At 61.1% G+C, this 16,301-nt stretch carries 16 protein-coding genes and 1 pseudogene; 9 read left to right on the top strand and 8 right to left on the bottom strand.

Features of this window, described 5'->3' with window-relative positions; genetic code table 11:
• Window positions 1–73 precede the first annotated feature (73 nt).
• Together GZH79_RS03830 and GZH79_RS03825 are read left to right on the top strand one after the other, a co-directional pair.
• Window positions 74–1,174: an NADH:flavin oxidoreductase/NADH oxidase gene (locus tag GZH79_RS03830; RefSeq protein WP_211641999.1), complete on the top strand. Its 1,101-nt coding sequence runs from the start codon at window positions 74–76 to the stop codon at window positions 1,172–1,174.
• Window positions 1,175–1,177: 3 nt separating this feature from the next.
• Window positions 1,178–1,939, top strand: coding sequence for an SDR family oxidoreductase (locus tag GZH79_RS03825; protein ID WP_211641997.1), 762 nt, complete (start codon window positions 1,178–1,180; stop codon window positions 1,937–1,939).
• A gap of 2 nt (window positions 1,940–1,941) precedes the next feature.
• Here the strand turns inward: GZH79_RS03825 and GZH79_RS03820 are convergent, their stop codons facing one another.
• Window positions 1,942–2,895, bottom strand: a complete 954-nt coding sequence (locus tag GZH79_RS03820; protein ID WP_211641994.1) for a dihydrodipicolinate synthase family protein — start codon at window positions 2,893–2,895, stop codon at window positions 1,942–1,944.
• A 26-nt stretch (window positions 2,896–2,921) separates the two neighbouring features.
• On the opposite strand from GZH79_RS03820, the gene GZH79_RS03815 reads away from it, so the two are divergent.
• The gene (locus tag GZH79_RS03815; RefSeq protein ID WP_211641992.1) at window positions 2,922–4,058 is read left to right on the top strand and encodes an FAD-binding oxidoreductase; all 1,137 of its coding nucleotides are present in this window, start codon (window positions 2,922–2,924) and stop codon (window positions 4,056–4,058) included.
• A 20-nt stretch (window positions 4,059–4,078) separates the two neighbouring features.
• Here GZH79_RS03815 and gcvPB read toward each other — a convergent pair whose 3' ends face one another.
• From gcvPB to GZH79_RS03800, 3 genes are all read right to left on the bottom strand, one after another.
• Window positions 4,079–5,632, bottom strand: coding sequence for an aminomethyl-transferring glycine dehydrogenase subunit GcvPB (gene gcvPB / locus GZH79_RS03810; RefSeq protein WP_211641991.1), 1,554 nt, complete (start codon window positions 5,630–5,632; stop codon window positions 4,079–4,081).
• Window positions 5,629–7,035 (bottom strand): aminomethyl-transferring glycine dehydrogenase subunit GcvPA, encoded by a 1,407-nt coding sequence (gene gcvPA / locus GZH79_RS03805; protein ID WP_211641989.1) that lies wholly within the window; start codon window positions 7,033–7,035, stop codon window positions 5,629–5,631. The genes gcvPB and gcvPA overlap by 4 nt, the downstream gene beginning before the upstream one ends.
• A gap of 100 nt (window positions 7,036–7,135) precedes the next feature.
• Window positions 7,136–8,248, bottom strand: a complete 1,113-nt coding sequence (locus tag GZH79_RS03800) for an NAD(+)/NADH kinase (RefSeq protein WP_211641987.1) — start codon at window positions 8,246–8,248, stop codon at window positions 7,136–7,138.
• 79 nt (window positions 8,249–8,327) lie between these two features.
• Here GZH79_RS03800 and GZH79_RS03795 point away from each other — a divergent pair, with 79 nt between their 5' ends.
• The 5 genes from GZH79_RS03795 to GZH79_RS03775 all read left to right on the top strand — a co-directional run bounded on the left by GZH79_RS03795 (window position 8,328) and on the right by GZH79_RS03775 (window position 12,894).
• Window positions 8,328–9,818: an aldo/keto reductase gene (locus GZH79_RS03795; RefSeq protein WP_211641984.1), complete on the top strand. Its 1,491-nt coding sequence runs from the start codon at window positions 8,328–8,330 to the stop codon at window positions 9,816–9,818.
• A 124-nt stretch (window positions 9,819–9,942) separates the two neighbouring features.
• Window positions 9,943–10,755 (top strand): transporter substrate-binding domain-containing protein, encoded by an 813-nt coding sequence (locus GZH79_RS03790; protein WP_211641982.1) that lies wholly within the window; start codon window positions 9,943–9,945, stop codon window positions 10,753–10,755.
• A gap of 111 nt (window positions 10,756–10,866) precedes the next feature.
• The gene (locus tag GZH79_RS03785) at window positions 10,867–11,493 is read left to right on the top strand and encodes an amino acid ABC transporter permease (protein WP_211641975.1); all 627 of its coding nucleotides are present in this window, start codon (window positions 10,867–10,869) and stop codon (window positions 11,491–11,493) included.
• On the top strand, window positions 11,493–12,206 hold the full coding sequence (locus GZH79_RS03780; protein WP_211641972.1) for an amino acid ABC transporter permease: 714 nt from the start codon (window positions 11,493–11,495) through the stop codon (window positions 12,204–12,206). Before GZH79_RS03785 ends, GZH79_RS03780 begins: the two co-directional genes overlap by 1 nt.
• Complete coding sequence (locus GZH79_RS03775) at window positions 12,157–12,894, top strand: amino acid ABC transporter ATP-binding protein (RefSeq protein ID WP_211641971.1); 738 nt, start codon at window positions 12,157–12,159, stop codon at window positions 12,892–12,894. The genes GZH79_RS03780 and GZH79_RS03775 overlap by 50 nt, the downstream gene beginning before the upstream one ends.
• A 25-nt stretch (window positions 12,895–12,919) precedes the next feature.
• On the opposite strand, the gene GZH79_RS03770 is transcribed toward GZH79_RS03775, so the two are convergent.
• Window positions 12,920–13,324 (bottom strand): transposase, encoded by a 405-nt coding sequence (locus GZH79_RS03770; RefSeq protein ID WP_349291154.1) that lies wholly within the window; start codon window positions 13,322–13,324, stop codon window positions 12,920–12,922.
• Window positions 13,325–13,395: 71 nt separating this feature from the next.
• Complete coding sequence (locus GZH79_RS03765) at window positions 13,396–13,782, bottom strand: helix-turn-helix domain-containing protein (protein WP_211641969.1); 387 nt, start codon at window positions 13,780–13,782, stop codon at window positions 13,396–13,398.
• 672 nt (window positions 13,783–14,454) lie between these two features.
• Here GZH79_RS03765 and GZH79_RS03760 point away from each other — a divergent pair.
• Complete coding sequence (locus GZH79_RS03760; protein WP_211641962.1) at window positions 14,455–15,291, top strand: DUF3883 domain-containing protein; 837 nt, start codon at window positions 14,455–14,457, stop codon at window positions 15,289–15,291.
• A 3-nt stretch (window positions 15,292–15,294) separates the two neighbouring features.
• On the opposite strand, the gene GZH79_RS18915 is transcribed toward GZH79_RS03760, so the two are convergent.
• Together GZH79_RS18915 and GZH79_RS03750 are read right to left on the bottom strand one after the other, a co-directional pair.
• A complete protein-coding gene (locus GZH79_RS18915) occupies window positions 15,295–15,510 on the bottom strand; it encodes a hypothetical protein (RefSeq protein WP_249218969.1) in 216 nt (71 codons plus the stop codon).
• Window positions 15,511–15,673: 163 nt separating this feature from the next.
• A pseudogene (locus GZH79_RS03750) lies at window positions 15,674–16,301 on the bottom strand (hypothetical protein); the annotation flags it as partial.

The following is a 16,301-nucleotide window of genomic DNA, read 5'->3' as shown; positions in this document are numbered from 1 at the left end:
GTTACTATAACGCACACCCTATAACGCGACCGCAAAGCGGATCAATCTCATTTGTGAAAGGTGTTACAAACACATGACCAGCCACTTGTTTTCTCCGTTCGATCTGGGCGGCGTGACCGTTCCGAACAGGATCGTCGTTGCACCGATGTGCCAGTATTCGGCAAAGGACGGGGTGCCCGGGGCGTGGCATCAAGCGCATCTGGGCCAGTTCGCGATGTCCGGATCGGGCCTGATTATTGTGGAGGCGACCGGGGTCGAGCCAGACGGCCGTATCACCCCGCATTGCCCCGGCCTTTATGACGATGCAACCGAGGCCGCCTTTGCCGCCATCGTGTCTTTCATGAAGTCGGTGGGCGACAGCCGGATCGGCATCCAGCTCAGTCATGCGGGCCGCAAGGGCAGTACGGCGTCGCCTTGGGACGGCGGCGGCCTGATCGAAGGGGCGGAGGGGTGGACCCCGATTGCGCCCTCGGCGATGCCCTACCTGCCGGATTGGCCCGCGCCGCAGGCCATGGACGCAGATGCGATGACACGTGTGAAAGATGCCTTCGCAAACGCCGCCCGCCGCGCTGCACGGATCGGGTTCGACGTCGTTCAGTTGCACGCCGCTCATGGCTATCTGCTGCATCAATTCCTGTCGCCGATCACCAACACGCGCACGGACGAATATGGCGGAAGCCTTGAAAACCGCATTCGCTTCCCGCTGGAGGTGTTCGCCGCGGTGCGCGAGGCTTGCCCAGACGATCTGCCGATCGTGGTCCGCCTGTCGGCAATCGACTGGATCGACGGCGGCTGGGATATGGAAGGGTCGATTAAATTCTCGAAGGCCTTGAAGGCTCTGGGATGCGCTGCCATGGACGTCAGCTCCGGCGGGCTGGACCAGCGTCAGTCCATCGTTACCGGACCCGGCTATCAGGTTCGGTTCGCCGAGACGCTGCGCCGCGAAGCCGACATGCCCGTCATGGCGGTTGGCCAGATCACCGACCCGATACAGGCCGAGACGATTGTCGCCACCGGGCAGGCGGATTTCGTGGCGCTGGCGCGGGGTATGTTGTGGGACCCGCGCTGGCCGTGGAAGGCTGCCGTCGCCTTGGGCGCTGAGATTTCGTTGCCCGCACCCTATTCGCGCTGCAACCCCGCGCTCGCCGCGAAACCGTTTGTGACAAGGACCTGAAACATGGACGATCTGACAGGTAAAACCGTTCTCGTCACAGGCGCGTCCAAGGGCATCGGTGCCGCGACTGCGCAGGCGATGGTGGATGCTGGCGCAACCGTGATCGCCCACTATGGGGGCGACCGGGCAGGGGCAGAGGCTGCAACAGGCGGAAAGGCGACGCTTCTGCAAGCAGACCTGTCTGAAATGGCTGCGGTCGATGCGTTCTGGAAAGAGGCACGAGCCGCCGCGGGGGGGCGAATAGACGTCTTGGTTAACAACGCGGGCATCATGCGACAGACCGGGGGCATCAGCGACCCGATTGACGAATGGGATGCCGTCTGGACAGAAGCGCTCGCCGTTAATGTGACCGCGCCCGCGCGCCTTATGCGCCACGCTGTGCGCGACTGGCTCGAGGCAAATCAAATGGGGGCGATCATCGGGATCGGAAGCTGGGTCTCGACCCGGGGCACCAGCAACCCCGGCGCGATTGCCTATGCCGCATCGAAGGCCGCGATTTCGGCCGCCACCAAAACCGTGGCGCGCAATTACGCGGCACACGGCATTCTCGCCTATGTCATCTCGCCGGGCGTCGTGGGCACCCAGATGTCGGTCGCCAGCGCGGAAAAAACCGGCGGGGTCGACGCGGTCACCGCAACACTGCCCATGGGCGAATGGGTGCCACCGTCGGATATTGCCGAGACGGCTGTGTTTCTGGCCACCGGTCGCGCCCGCCATCTGACGGGCGCGACGATCGATCTGAACGGCGCGGCCTACATCAGATGAGGTCAGGCGGCAGCGGCGTCGCGGGCCTCGATCTCATCGACGATGCGATTCAGCTTCGCCATCAGGGACACCATTTTCGCGACCCGGTCCTCGCCTTCTTTGCCGAGCGAGGCAAAGGTGGTGATCGGCGCGCGCACGTCGCCGACCGGATATCCCGCGGCTGCGGCAAGCGCCTTGGAGTAGCACTGGTGCCCATAAAGCGGATGCCCCTCGGTGATGATCTTGTCGAACTCGAAGATGACCGATTGCACGGATTGAACATCATCCCAACGTTCCTGTTCTGCCCATTCGACGTACTTCGCGGTCGCGCGGGGGATGTAGTTGCCATACGGATTCACATATCCCTTTGCGCCCAGTTTGTAGCTTTCCAGAACGCGGCTTCCGGCCCAGACGTTCATCAGGCCGTCGCTTTCGACGATGATGTCGTTGATCCGCTCCCAACACTGCGACGCCTCTTTGATGTAGCGGATCTGCGGGAAGTCCTTGGTCAGCTTGCCAACCAACTTGGCGCTCATGTCGACGTGGGACGTGAACGGGTTGTTATAAAGCATGATCGGCAGATCGCAGCCTTCGCAGATGGCTTTGTAGTAGTTGTAAATCTCGTCTTCGGTCGGGGTGTAGTAGTATGGCGGCACGATCATCAGGCCATCCGCGCCAAGGTCTTGGGCCTGTTTGGAATAGCGCACAGCGTTGGGCGTGTAGGCGTTCATCGTGCCAACGAGAACCGGAATGCGGCCTGCGATGTGCTTGACCGTCGCGGCAACGAACTCTTCACGCTCCTGATCGGTGATCGTCAGGAATTCGCCGGTAGTGCCCAGGATAATGATGCCCGGAACGCCACTCTCGAGCTGCCAATCCAGAAAACGTTCCCACGCGGGGTAATCAATTGCCTCACCGCCTTCGGTAAAGGGGGTGACGGTCACAGTGTAACTGCCAGAGAATTGAGCTTTGGTCATGAGGTGGTCCTTTGACGATTTTGAAGATGAGAAAAGCGGATGTGATCGTGATCGGGGGGGGCATCACCGGAATGATGACGGCATGGAATTTGGCGGACGCGGGGCGCGACGTAGTGCTTCTGGAAAGCGGTGAGTTGGGTGCACAGGCGTCGGGTGCCAATGCGGGCAGTCTGCATTTGCAGATCCAGTATCCCGAATTCGCCAAGTTCGGAGAGGACTGGGCCCGCGACTACGGACCCTGCCTCGGTTTTCTGAAGGACTCGCTGGCGTTGTGGCAGGATCTGTCGCGCCGGACGGGCGAAGACCTCGGCGTCAAGATGGGGGGCGGCATCGTCGTGGCGCAGACCGGGGCCGAAATGGCGCTGATCGCCGCCAAGGCGCGCATCGAAGCAAAGCATGGCGTCGAGACGCAGGTCCTTGACCGTGCGGCGTTGTTCGAGATTGCACCCTACCTGTCCGACGCAGCCATCGGCGGCGGATATTGCGCGATGGAAGGCAAGGCGAACACCTTGCGCGTCACGCCCGCGATCCAGGCCTGTATTGAGCGCGCGGGCGTTCACATCCTGCGCGACTGCGCGGCAACGGCGCTCGAAGCCGTGCACGGCGGGTATTGCGTGACCACCCCTCAGGGGCAATTTCAGGCGCCCAAGGTGGTGAATGCGGCCGGGGCCTCGGCGGGAAAGATCGCCGCGATGCTGGGCCTGCAAATCGACATCGACGGATTTCCGCTTCAGGTGACAGCCACCGAGCCCGTCGCGCCGTTGATACCGCATCTGATTTATTCCGCAGCCGGAAAGCTGTCGTTGAAGCAGGCTCCGAATGGGGGATGCATTATCGGCGGGGGCTGGCCAGCGGCCCGTCGCGGCGACGGAAGCCTTGCCACCGATCCTGTCAGTCTCACCGGAAATATGGCGATGGCCGCAGGCGTGGTGCCGCGTGTGGGCCAGATGCGGGCGCTGCGCAGCTGGACCGCATGGGTCAACGGCACGCCTGACTGGCGGCCCATTCTGGGCGAACTGCCGGGCGCGACAGGCTTCTATCTGGCCTTGTTTCCCTGGGTGGGTTTCAGCGGCGCACCAATGACCGCCAAGGTCACGGCAGAACTGGTGCTCGACCAGCGTGACACCGCGTCCCTCAAGGGTGTGTCTGTCCTCGCGGATTAGGGGTGCAGTGGTCATCGCCGTCAGCTGCCGTTCGCCTTGGCGGAAGCGACCTTGCGCAGGTAGGCCCGCCACGTCATCGCCCATTTGCCCGGATCTTCGAAAACGTCGCCGTTGACCTGCGCCACGGGCTGGTTGTGTGGCGCGGACTTGACCATTTCGGGGTCCGTGCGGGCCTCGTCGGCGATCTTGGCAATGACGTCGATCCACAGATCAATGTCCTCTTTTGACCAAAGCTCGCCCGCCTCGGGTGTGAACGGCTCCGCGACGATCCACGGCTCGTGGCTCATCCAGAACGGGTCGATGCCGTAGTCGGCCATCCGGTTGGCGACGTCGACCGTTCCGATGCCGGTTTCCTCGCACAGGGGGGCGAACGACCAGCGGCTCATCTCCATGCGGTTGGCCGTGATGTCGGGGTTCGAAATGGCGATGCCGGGTATCTCCGACAGGCGCTTGTCCATGTAGTTGTTGGCAACCACCGAGATGTCGGAGGCCAGATTGATGCCGTCCGCACCCATGCCGCGCGCCCAGGCGTAGGCCTTCACGACTTGCGGCACGTTGCCCCAGAATTCGCGGACCTTTCCCGCCGATTTCGGGCGGTCTTCATCGAGGATGTATCGCGCACCGGCTTTCGTGACGACAGGGCAGGGGACATATTGGGCCAGCTCATCCGAACAGCCGAACGCACCGACAGCGGGACCGCCGCCCGCCTTGGGCGCGCCGAAGGTCTTATGCAGCATGAACATGCAGGCATCGAACCCAAGCTCGCGCGCGGACAGCTTGCCCATGACGCCGTTGAAGTTCGCGTGATCGTAGAAACACAACGCACCTGCCTCTTTGGCGACACGGACCCATTCCTTGATCTCGGGGTTGTAGATGCCCATGTCGTCGGGATTGTTGATCATGATCAGGGCGGTCTTGTCGCTGACGGCGGCCTTCAGGGCGTCCAGCGACGGATAACCGTTCTCTTCCAGGGGCAGGTTTACCACCTTGAAACCTGCCGCGGCGGCCGTGGCTGGATTGCACGGGTGCGCCTGAATGGAGGTCACCATCTCGGTGCGCTGATCCAGCAGACCACGGTCGGCCCAATAGGCGCGCGCGACGATGGCCATCGTATAGGCCGCATCCGCCCCGCCGCCGGCCTGAAAGATGAACTGATCCATCCCCGACAGGGACCGCAGGATGTGGTCGAAATCATGGATGATGCTTAACACACCTTGAAGCGTGTCGGGGTGCTGGTAGGGATGGACCTCGGCCAGTTCGGGGCGCAGCGTCGCGTATTCCGATGTCTTGGAGTTGTATTTCATCGTGCAGGTGCCGAACAGGCTGACGCCCATCATTCCAAGCGTCATCTGGCTTAGGTGCAGGTAGTGGCGCTGGGCCTCGAACTCGGTGATTTCGGGCAGCACCGGGCGATCCTTGCGCATCATGGAGGAGGGGATCAGGTCGTCTCCGACGTCTTGGGCAACCTCGTCCTCGGGTGCCGGAAAAATCTGGCCGCGCCCGCCGGGGCGACCCAGCTCCATGACGACCGGCTCGTCCCATTTGGCCGCGTGAAACTCTGGCAAGCGGCTCATGCGAGGATCTCCTTCAAGGTGTCGGTCAGTCTGCGGATGTCGGCGGCGGTGTGAATTTCGGTGACGCAGTAAAGCGCGCATTGGCCAAGGTTGGATTCCTCGCCGGAAATATCCTTTCCGCCAAAGATGCCCTGCGCGCGCAAGGCGTCGTTGATGTCGTATACGCTGCGGCCCGTGGCGTCGAAGTTGACGACGAATTCCTTGAAATGCCGGTCCGGCCATTGGACCGAGACATTCGGAAGCGCGTCGATCATCCGCGCGGCGTAGCGCGCCCGCGACACGATCAGGCGGCCCAATTCTGCAAATCCGTCGGGGCCCAGAAGGCTCATGTAGACCGCACCGGCGATGGCCCATAGGTAGGTGGAATTGCCGGTCCAGTCATTGCCGTCCTCCCGCATTCCGTAGGAATTCTGGTGCGGACAGGCGAGACCGAAGCCGAATTCGCCGTCGCGAGCGGTGTCCGCGATGGACACCAAAAACCCGTTGTAGGTGCGCACGTAGCGTTCTTCATCGCGCGAGGCGATGAACCCGCCCGCACCGCCACCGCATTGCATATGCACGCCAAGGGGTTGCACGGGTCCGGTGACGATATCGGCCCCGTAATCCCCCGGCGCCATCATCACGCCAAGGCTGACCGGATCGACGCCGACGATGGTCTCGGCCCCCGCAGCGCGGGCCAGCTTTGCGATCTGCGCGGCTTCTGTTTCGATCGTGCCGAGGTAGGCGGGGTTCTCGAAATAGATCGCCGCAACATCATCACCGAGTTTCGAGGCAAGATCGGCCAGATCAAGGCGTCCGGTCTTTGGGTCTGCGGCCACCATGACGACGTCGATGCTGCCGTCCATTTCGGTCGGTTGGCAGTAGGTGCGGATGACCGACAGGCGCTCCGGGTCCGACAGGCGCGGCATCAGCACCTTGGTACGACCTGTCATGCGCGTCGCCATCCGCACGGCGTGGCCGATCGCGCAGCCCCATGAATAGACGGGCAATTGCACCACATCGAGGTTCAGAAGCGCCCCCAGCTGCGACGAAAACTCAAACCACGCCTGATTGCGCCCGTGGTCGGATTGGTAGCTGCCCCAGACGTTGGTGGCGAATTCAGTGCGTCCGACGATCTCGTCGACGACGGCCGGAACGTGGTGCTGCCATACGCCCGCGCCCAGAAAGCTGAGGTTGCTTTCGCAATCGCCGTTGCGTTTCAGGCGTGTAACCAGATCGCGTCGCAGCTCCATCTCGGAGGTGAGGGCAGGCGGCATCTTGATTGGCGTCTTGCGAAAATGATCCTGAGGAATCTGTTCGAACAGATCGGCGATTTCGGACACCCCGATGGCGGCGAGCATGTCGTCGATCACACCGGGGGCGGACAGGGCCATCCAGGGGTGGGCTTTGGTCTGTGTGGGCATTGCGGGGCCTCCTGCTTGCCTGGGACGGTCGTCGTTCGACGAGTGATTCTGGTGCTGGAATTCAAAGTTGCACAAAAGTTCGCATAACGCACACTGCGTTTCAACCCGCAGATAGACGCATCATCGTTTGGCGGCCCTGACCGGTGTGGACCCGCACAAAGCCCGCCAGTTCCGCATCCAGGTCCGGATCGCTGCTGTCGATCCAGAGCACCGGCTGCGCAAGGCCCCGCAACTTTTCCTCGGAAGCTAGGATAATCAGGCCGTCGCGGGTCGCCCGCCTCAGAACGTCCGGGCTGATCTGTTGATTGCCGCGTCCAATCAGGAACCCCTGTTGTCCGGTCACGCCAAGGACGACACGCACCGCGCGCTTTGCCGTCAGAGTTTCGATCTGCGCGGCGGTCACATCGCGCGCGATGACGGCGCCGTCCAACATCACGTCGATGCCAAGAAGTGTCGAAGACTGTCCGGTGGCCTCGACCACCGCGGCCGCGCTGGTGCCGGGCCCGATGACATAGAGGGTGCCTTCGTCCATCTGCCGGGCGATCTGTGCGGCGGCGGTGGCCAGCGCTGCGCCGGACGAGATCCGAGGGCCACCCTTGGCCGCCTGCATCCTGCTGCGCATTTTCGGCACGCGGACATGGCCATAAAGGACCGGGGCGATACGCCCCGCCCGCAGGGCCTGTTCGTCGATGTCCATCACTTCGGCCGCATCGTTCCAAGTCACCTGATCGGGGTTCAACAGTATATCCGCCAACAGGGCCCCCGCCGCCTCGGGCGTTACGACGAACACGCCCGAATGCATCTTAACCCCGCAAGGAATTCCCAGAATCGCCTGACTCGGGGACACGGCGGCGGTGACATCGCGCGCCGTTCCGTCGCCTCCGGCAAAAACGATCAGATCGCAGGCCGCCATCGCGCGCACCGCCTTATCTGTGTCGTCCGGTGTGCCGGTGGGCGCGGGCAGGTCGATGGTGGTCATGTTCATGCCAAGCCCCACGGCCCATGTCTCGCCCAAGTCTCCCGCCGCCACGGTGAGTGCGGCATCGGGAACCCGGTCGGCCAGCCGTTGCAGCGCGCGGCGCGTGCGCAGGCCAGATTGCGCAATGGCGCCACGGTCCAGCGCCAAGGAGGCCGTTCCTGCCCCGTCGGTGCCTTTCAATCCTACACGCCCGCCCAGCCCGGCAATCGGATTGACGACCAACCCTATTTTCATCGCGGCATTGCTCCTTTTGTGCAAAACGTCTTGTCGCGGTGTTTATAATGCGCACACTTGTTCGCAAAAGGAGGTTGCCATGAGATTGAAGTCAGAGAAAGCGAAGATTGGCCGAGACGTGCCGGTGCGGCGGCTAGTCACGGGGCTGTGGCAGATGGCCGATCAGGAGAGGGACGGCAAACCCTATGACCTCGACGCGGCGGCGCAGGCGCTGGTGCACTACGCCCGAGACGGTTTTGACACCTTTGACATGGCCGATCACTACGGCAGTGCTGAAGTCGTGGCGGGCATGGCGCACAAGGCGCTGACAGAGGCTGGCGATCCGGCGCCGACGATCCTGACAAAATGGTGCCCCGAACCCGGCTCGATGGACGAGGGGACAGTGCGGCGCGCTGTGGAAACGGCGCTCGAGCGCCTCGGCCTGCCGGTCGTCGACGTCATGCAGTTCCACTGGTGGCGCTACGAATCGCCAAACTACCTCACGGCGCTGAAACATCTGATGCGACTGCGCGAAGAGGGGCTGATCCGCGAGATCGGCCTGACCAATTTCGACGCGGCCCACCTGAACCTCGTCCTTCGCGAGGGGATCGAGGTGGCGTCCAATCAGGTCTGTTTCTCGCTCTTGGACTGTCGCGCGGCAGGGGCGCTGAGCGATGTCGCCGAAGCACACGACGTCGCGATCTTCGCCTTCGGAACACTGTGTGGAGGGTTCCTGTCGAACAAATGGCTTGGCGTCGCAGAGCCGGACCGGATCGACGACTGGAGCCGGATGAAATACAAGCGCTTCATCGACGCAAGCGGCGGCTGGGCGCGCTTTCAGGAGCTGCTGGGGGTTCTGGGGCAGGTGGCGCACAAGCACGGTGTTTCGATCAGCAATGTGGCCACGGCATGGACTCTGGCTCATCCCGCGATCACCGCGACTATCATCGGCGCCCGCCTGGGCGAGGGGGAGCACCGCAGCGACAACAAGCGCGCCCTCGAGCTGGTGCTCGACCCCGAAGATCGCGCCGCGATCGAGGCCGTCGTGTCCACCATGCCCGCCATTCCGGGCGATTGCGGCGATGAGTATCGCAAGCCGCCGTTTCTGACTGCCTCGGGTGATTTAAGCCATCATCTGGCGACGATGGCGCCGGTGTTTCCAGTCGTTGAGAGCACGGCCCGCCCGGGCCGGACTCGCGCCGAGAGCGGTTCGATCTGGGAAGAAAAGGCTGGTTTCTCGCGCGCGCTGCGCAGCGGGGACCGGGTGTCGGTCAGCGGCACGACGGCGACCGGACCGGACGGAAGTCCCGTCGCTTCCGGGGACGCGGCGGCACAGGCCACCTTCATTCTGGACAAGATTTCAGCGGCCATCGAAGCGCTGGGAGGATCGATCGACGATGTCACGCGCACCCGCATCTACCTGCGTCACGAGGCGGACTGGGAGGCGGTTTCTGCCATCCACGCCCTTTATCTCAAGGACATTCGCCCGGCCAACACTTTGATCGCCGGGGTCAATCTTATCGGTCCCTATGACGTCGAAATCGAGGCTGAGGCCGATATATCCGGCACGAAATCTGCAGGCGGGGATTGACAGACTTGAAAAGCGGTGACCTAAATTCGAACATAAGTTCGCATTGCGCACAGATTGCATCTGCGGCCTTTTCATAAACGGCGCCACGCACCACGAATGGCGCTGCCAACCTGGAGAAATATCAATGTTGAAGCGTAGTTTTATCGCCGCGGCCCTGTCCGGACTTGCCGTGTTGGCCACCCCGTTTACCGCTGCCGAGGCGCGAAGCCTCGATGAAATTCTGTCAGAAGGCGTCATTCGGATCGGCATCAATCCCAACTTTCCGAACATGAGCGCCCGCAACGACGTAGGTGAGTGGGCCGGGTTCGACATCGACATCGGCACCGAGCTTGCCAACGGTCTTGGCGTCGAGGTCGAATGGGTGCCGACGGAAACCGCGCAACGCGTGCCGTTTCTGGTGTCCGACCGCATCGACGTCGCCCTCGGCGCGCTGACACGCAACGCCGAACGCGCCATGCTTATCGACTTTACCGTGCCGGTCCACACCGAGGTTCTGGCCGTGCTAACCACTGCCGCCATCGAAGGCGACACTTGGGAGGACTTCAACGCAGAAGGAGTGACACTTGCCAACATGCGCGGCAACTGGACGGTCGGCTGGATCGAAGAGAACATGCCAAACGTCGAGATCGAGCTGGTCGACAGCATCGCGGACACCGTGCGCCTAGTGGCACAGGGCAGGGCGGACGCCATCGTCGAGAACATCGACTTTTTCATGGCCTTCACCGAAAACTTCCCCGACACCGAATGGCGCGTCGTCGAAACACCGATTTTCGTGGCGTATTGTGCTGCTGGTGTCTCACAGGGCAATGAAGACCTCACCGAGGTTCTGAACGTGATCCTGTACAATCTGCATTCATCCGGTGCCGTGAACGCCGCATGGGAATCGCACTACGGCGCGCCGATGCTGCGTGAAGTCACCCCGACGCCCTACTTCTGATCCTTCCTCTAGCGTCCCGCCTGCGCGATGCGCAGGCGGGGCCAAGGTGCCCCAAATCCGATGAACTACACTTTCCAATACGGCGTTGTCTGGGACAACTTCGGTGCCTTGATGGAAGGCGCCTGGTTAACGTTACAGCTGGGCGTGTTCGCGTTCGGGGGCGGCCTCCTGATCGGGCTGATCTGCGCCTCGATCAAGACCTACGGACCGCTGCCGTTGCGGATCTTAGTGGACAGTTACGTTGTCTTCATCACCAACACGCCCGCCCTGATCCAGATATACTTTCTTTATTTCGGACTGCCCGAACTTGGTGTGCGCTGGTCGAACGAGGCCTGTGTCCTGATCGGTCTGGTGTTGAACGCAGGCGCCTATCTGACCATGATCCTGCGCGCCGGTTTCCTGTCCGTGCGCAAGAACGAGATCGAGGCCGGCCTGACCATGGGCTTCTCCGTGGTGCAGCAGATCCGCTATATCATCGTGCCGCATATCGCCAAGTCGGTGTATCCGGCCCTTGCGAACTTTTTCATCGTGGTGCTGGTGATGGGCACGTCCGTCGGTGCGCTGATCGGTGTGGACGAGTTGACCGGACAGGCGATTAACCTGTCGTCGATCAACTACCGCTGGCTTGAATACTTCTCCGTCGTGGCTGTCCTCTATGTGGCGCTGACGTTCGTGGCCTCGATCGGGCTTGCCCTGCTCGGGCGGTGGGCGTTCCGCGTGAAAGTCAGGATCTTCTAATGGACCGCATCATCGAGCAAATTCCCCGCTTCTTCACCGCCGACAACATGGTGTTGCTGCTGCAATCCGCAGGGCTTACCCTCGCGATGACGTTGGTCGGCTGCGTGATTGGGTTCGTGCTGGCTCTCGTTCTCGTCTTCCTGCGACAGACCCCCGGCAAGTGGGCGATCCCGCTGCGGATCATCTGCGTCACCTACGTCGAGGTTTTTCGCCGCATTCCGTTCCTCGTGGTGATCTATCTGGTGTTGTTTTTCATCCAGACCGTGGCCACCAATGCCTCTCTCTTCACGATCGCGGTGATTTCGATCTGTATCTACGCCATCGCCTACACCGCAGAAATCATCCGGGGCGGACTGGAATCCGTGCCCACAACGCAAATGGAAGCCGCGCGGGCGATGAATTTCGGACGATTGCGCACGATGCTCACCATCACGCTGCCGCAGGCGTGGCCCATCATCATTCCCCCGGCCATCGCCTTTGCCGTGAGTTTTATCAAGGACACGGCCCTGGTCAGCCAGATCGGTGTGTTCGAACTCACCTTTCGCGGCAAGGAACTGAATAACCAAGGATACTCAGGGGTCCTCGTCTTCGGCACAATCGCCCTGTGCTACTTTCTGATGTCATTCCCGCTCAGCATGCTGGGCCAATATTTGGAGAAGCGGCTTGCCACACCTCGCGGTCAACGAACTTCGCGCAAGATACGGCGCACTTGACGTTCTGAAGGGCGTCAGCTTTTCAATCGAAAAAGGTCAGGTTGTGGCTTTGGTCGGCCCGTCGGGCTCTGGCAAGTCAACGGTGTTGCGCACGCTCGTGGGGCTGACACCTGCGACGGGCGGCAACGTCATGATCAACGATGACAGAATCGATTTTGCCAGCACTGCATCCCTGCGCCGGGCGCGCGACCAGATCGCGATCGTGTTCCAGCAATATAACCTGTTCCAGAACATGCGCATCATCGACAATGTGACCGTCGCCCCGACCAAGATCAAGAAACGTCCAAAGGCCGAAGTGCGCGCAGATGCGGAACGGCTTTTGGCGATGGTCGGACTTGCCGACAAATTGCAGGCCTTTCCCGATCAATTGTCCGGTGGGCAGCAACAGCGTGTCGCCATCGCCCGGGCGCTGGCGCTGCATCCCGAAATTCTGTTGCTGGACGAAGTCACATCCGCGCTCGACCCCGAGTTGGTGAATGAGGTCCTCGACAGTATTCGGCAACTGGCAGAAGACGGGATGACGATGGTTCTGGTCAGCCACGAGATGGCGTTCGTGCGCGAAATCGCCGATCAAGTCGTGTTCATGGATGGTGGAGTTGTCGTCGAGCATGGTCCGCCTGCGCAGCTGTTCGACAATCCGAAGACAGACCGCGCGCGCAATTTCTTCGGTAAGATATTGCGACACTAAGGGACAGTTAAACGTCATCCCGGGCTTAAAGCATCCGACTTTTAACCTGAGACATATCCGGCAGCCTTGAAGTTATTCCAGCACTCGTCCGGGGAGAAGAGGTCGCATATTTCCGCGAGAGCGCTGAACATTTGGCTTCGCGCATGGCTTTGGCGGCAGCGGCATTCTTGTGTGTGGCGAAGTTGTCCAAGATGACGACGGTGCCTGGCTCCAGTTCAGTAAGCAGGACTTGCGTGACGTAGGCCGCAAAGGCTTCGCCGTCCATCGCCCCCTTGATGACCCACGGTGCGATCAAGGCATTGGCGCCGAGGCCTGCGATGAAGGTTTGCGTCCCCCATGATCCGAACGGAGCATCTATCACCAACCGCTCGCCGCGCTGCGACCAACCCCGTTGTCGGGTCAGGTTGGTTTTGACGGAGGTTTCATCAATAAAGACAACGCGATCTGGCTGGGCTGTGACGGCTGGAAGGCGGTGCTTGAACCACTCGTCACGCAGCTTTCTTACCCGTGCACGGCGCCGCTCGGTAGCGACCAGTGTCTTTCTTTATACGTTAAGCCGAGTTTGCGGAGGAACCGGCCAATGGCATCGGGGTGCGCCTGCACACCGGTTGCATCAGCCAAAGCTCCGGCCAGTTCGGGCATGGTCATGTCGCCGTCCTGATCAATCAGCTCAATCAAAAAGGAGCGATGCGGATCAAGCTTGCCCTTGCCGCGAGGCCGACCCTGAGGCGCGGCCCTTGCCTGACCCGTCCGCCGGATCGAGAGCCCCCAACGCGCCCCGGTGGCCGGCGAAAGTTTCAGGCGCAACGCTGCCGCACGCCCGCTTAACCCTTCCTCAATCAACTGCTGAAACCGCGCCCGCAGCGCATCCGGCAAAGGTGCTGACATGATCCATCCTCCCAGACAGGATGAATCACAGATCAGCGCTCAAGGGAATCCCAACGATTCAGGTTTCGCGCCGGACGCTTTAGCTTTCAGATCGAGGGCTGCGCTCGCTCACGCGGCACCTCGTCGAACTTTCGATTTCTCTGTTTTTTCAATAATGGACTTCAGGCAATTGACGAGGGTTGCGCCCTCCCGCAACCAAATGTCAGTCTGAAATGTTGCTACACATACTGCTACACAAAGTGTGAGGGAGCTTTCTATATCTGGCTTAATTTACTGCGATAACTTATATGGATATATGTTGAGGGCTGACTGTCTGTCCGCCACTTGCATATCGCAAACCCGAGACGAGGCCCCAGTGCGGGCCTTTTTTCTTTCTGTTTCAAAGGGGTTTAGCGGAGCCATCCGACTTTCGGAGACTGGCCGTTGGCCCGAAATTGGTCTCCGAACGCCCCGCGTTTCCTTTCACCCGCCCTTCACCCAAATCGAGACGCATAAAAAAATGGTCGTCTTTTCAGATGCTTGCCAAAAATGGGTTGCGCCGCAGTTGAGGCCGGTTCGACCGCTATCAAAGCAAACGGAGACACTCAAAGGCGGCGTGGTTCTTCGAAACTGTGCGAACGGTCGCGAGAAGTCGTTGATGACAAAAAGACTTTCCGCTCATAGCCTTGCGACATGTCGAACGGGCCTTGGACAGATGCAGAAAACGACCTGATCGTCGCGGATTACTTCGCGATGCTGGCCGAGGACATGGCGAGCCGTCCCTACAATAAGGCTCAGCATCGGCGCAGTTTGATGCCCCTTTTGCGGCGCCGAACAGAAGGCTCGATCGAGTTCAAGCATCAGAATATCAGCGCGGTACCGAAGGGGCTCGGCGAAGATTGGATCCCCGGCTACAAGCCAGCGTTCAATTTCCAGATGACCTTGGTCGATGCTGTGGCGCGCTGGTTGGCATGGAACCCGGCCTGGCTTGGGCGGATGTCGGGCTCGCGATCAGCAAATGGTTTGCGCGAGGCTGCGCAGATCTGGATTGGACCGTCACCGACGCTGTCGAACCAGCCGCCGCCGCTGGAACTGGAGCAGATGTTGCATGTCGCTAAAAAGTTCGACGTGGCGGGTCGGGATGAACGCAACCGCGCCCTCGGACGTGCGGGAGAAGAGCGCGTCGTTGCACACGAACGGTCCGCTTTGAAAGTGGCCGGTCGAGATGATCTGGCGCGCAAAGTGCGGTGGATTTCCGAAGAGGATGGTGACGGTGCCGGGTACGACATTTCCAGCTTTACGCCGGACGGACAGGAGCGTTTGATCGAGGTGAAAACGACAAATGGCTGGGAACGAACGCCCTTTTACATTTCCCGCAATGAACTGGTGGTCGCCGAAGAGCGCCGGTCAGAATGGTGCTTGTTCCGTCTCTGGAATTTCTCGCGTGAGCCGAAAGCATTTGAGTTGCGCCCGCCTTTAGGAGCCCATGTCTCGTTGACCGCGACGGCCTTTCAGGCGAGCTTTCATTAGAATCTAACTGAACCCGCGCTGTTCTTTCTCTGGCCAAGCCTCTCCTGCGAGAAAGTACAGATCGTTCAGGCTGACCGCCAACGGCTCGCGCCTGCAGGTCAGCCGCTTGAGTACCTCCGGTGCGAGGTAGGCCAGCTGCAACTGGCGACTGACATGGCGCTTGGCCAGCCCGACGGCTTCGGCCGGTTCTTGGATAGTGCTGAATTCGCCAGTGTCCATGCGCCGCAGCCAACCCCACGCCGCCCAATGGCGCGGAGGACATGCGGATGCTGCGTCTGGTCCTCGCTCGGCAGATAATCGGCAGGCGGCAGGATTTTCGGCCAACCATTCTTCTTGCGGACCTTCAATGGTATCAGCACGCGAATTGTGTCATCGGCATGGGTCATTCGGCTGCCTCCAGATTGCGCGGCGCGACCATCTCACGGATGACGCCTGTGATCCCCTCGCGCCTGATGTCCACCTCAAGACCTGCGGCGGTGACGGTGACGCGCCGGACTAAGAGCTGGATGATCCGTGCCTGCTCGGCTGGGAACAGCTGCGCCCAGAGCGCGGTGAACTCATGCAGTGCCCCGATGATGTCGGCCTCAGAAATCGCGCCATTTTCCGTCTTCAGGGCCGGAATCACCTGTTTCACCACCTCCGGCGTTTGCAGAATACGGCGGACCTCGGTCACGACCGCGTCCTCAACCATTCCGGCCGCCAGCCGCATCGGGGCGGTCTCTTCGCCGGTCTCGCGGTTTCGTATGATGTCCATTGACACATAGTAGCGGTAAAGCTTTGCGCCCTTCTTGGTGCTTGTGGGCGTCATGGCCGTACCGGTGTCACTGAAGATCAGGCCCTTTAGTAGAGCAGGAGTCCGGGATCGGCTGTTGTTGGCCCGTTTGCGGGGGCTTTCCTGCAGGATGGCATGGGTGCGATCCCAGTGAACCGCCCCGGGTTTACCGGAGGGTAAAACTCTCGGAGAATTGCCCATTATGGAACAGACACACAACAAGAAGACCTCGAAGCCG

It is taken from the genome of Loktanella sp. SALINAS62 (assembly GCF_018263905.1).
Lineage (GTDB): Bacteria > Pseudomonadota > Alphaproteobacteria > Rhodobacterales > Rhodobacteraceae > Loktanella.
The sequence above is the reverse complement of the archived record's forward strand: the minus strand, read 5'-3'. Positions and strand labels throughout refer to the sequence as shown.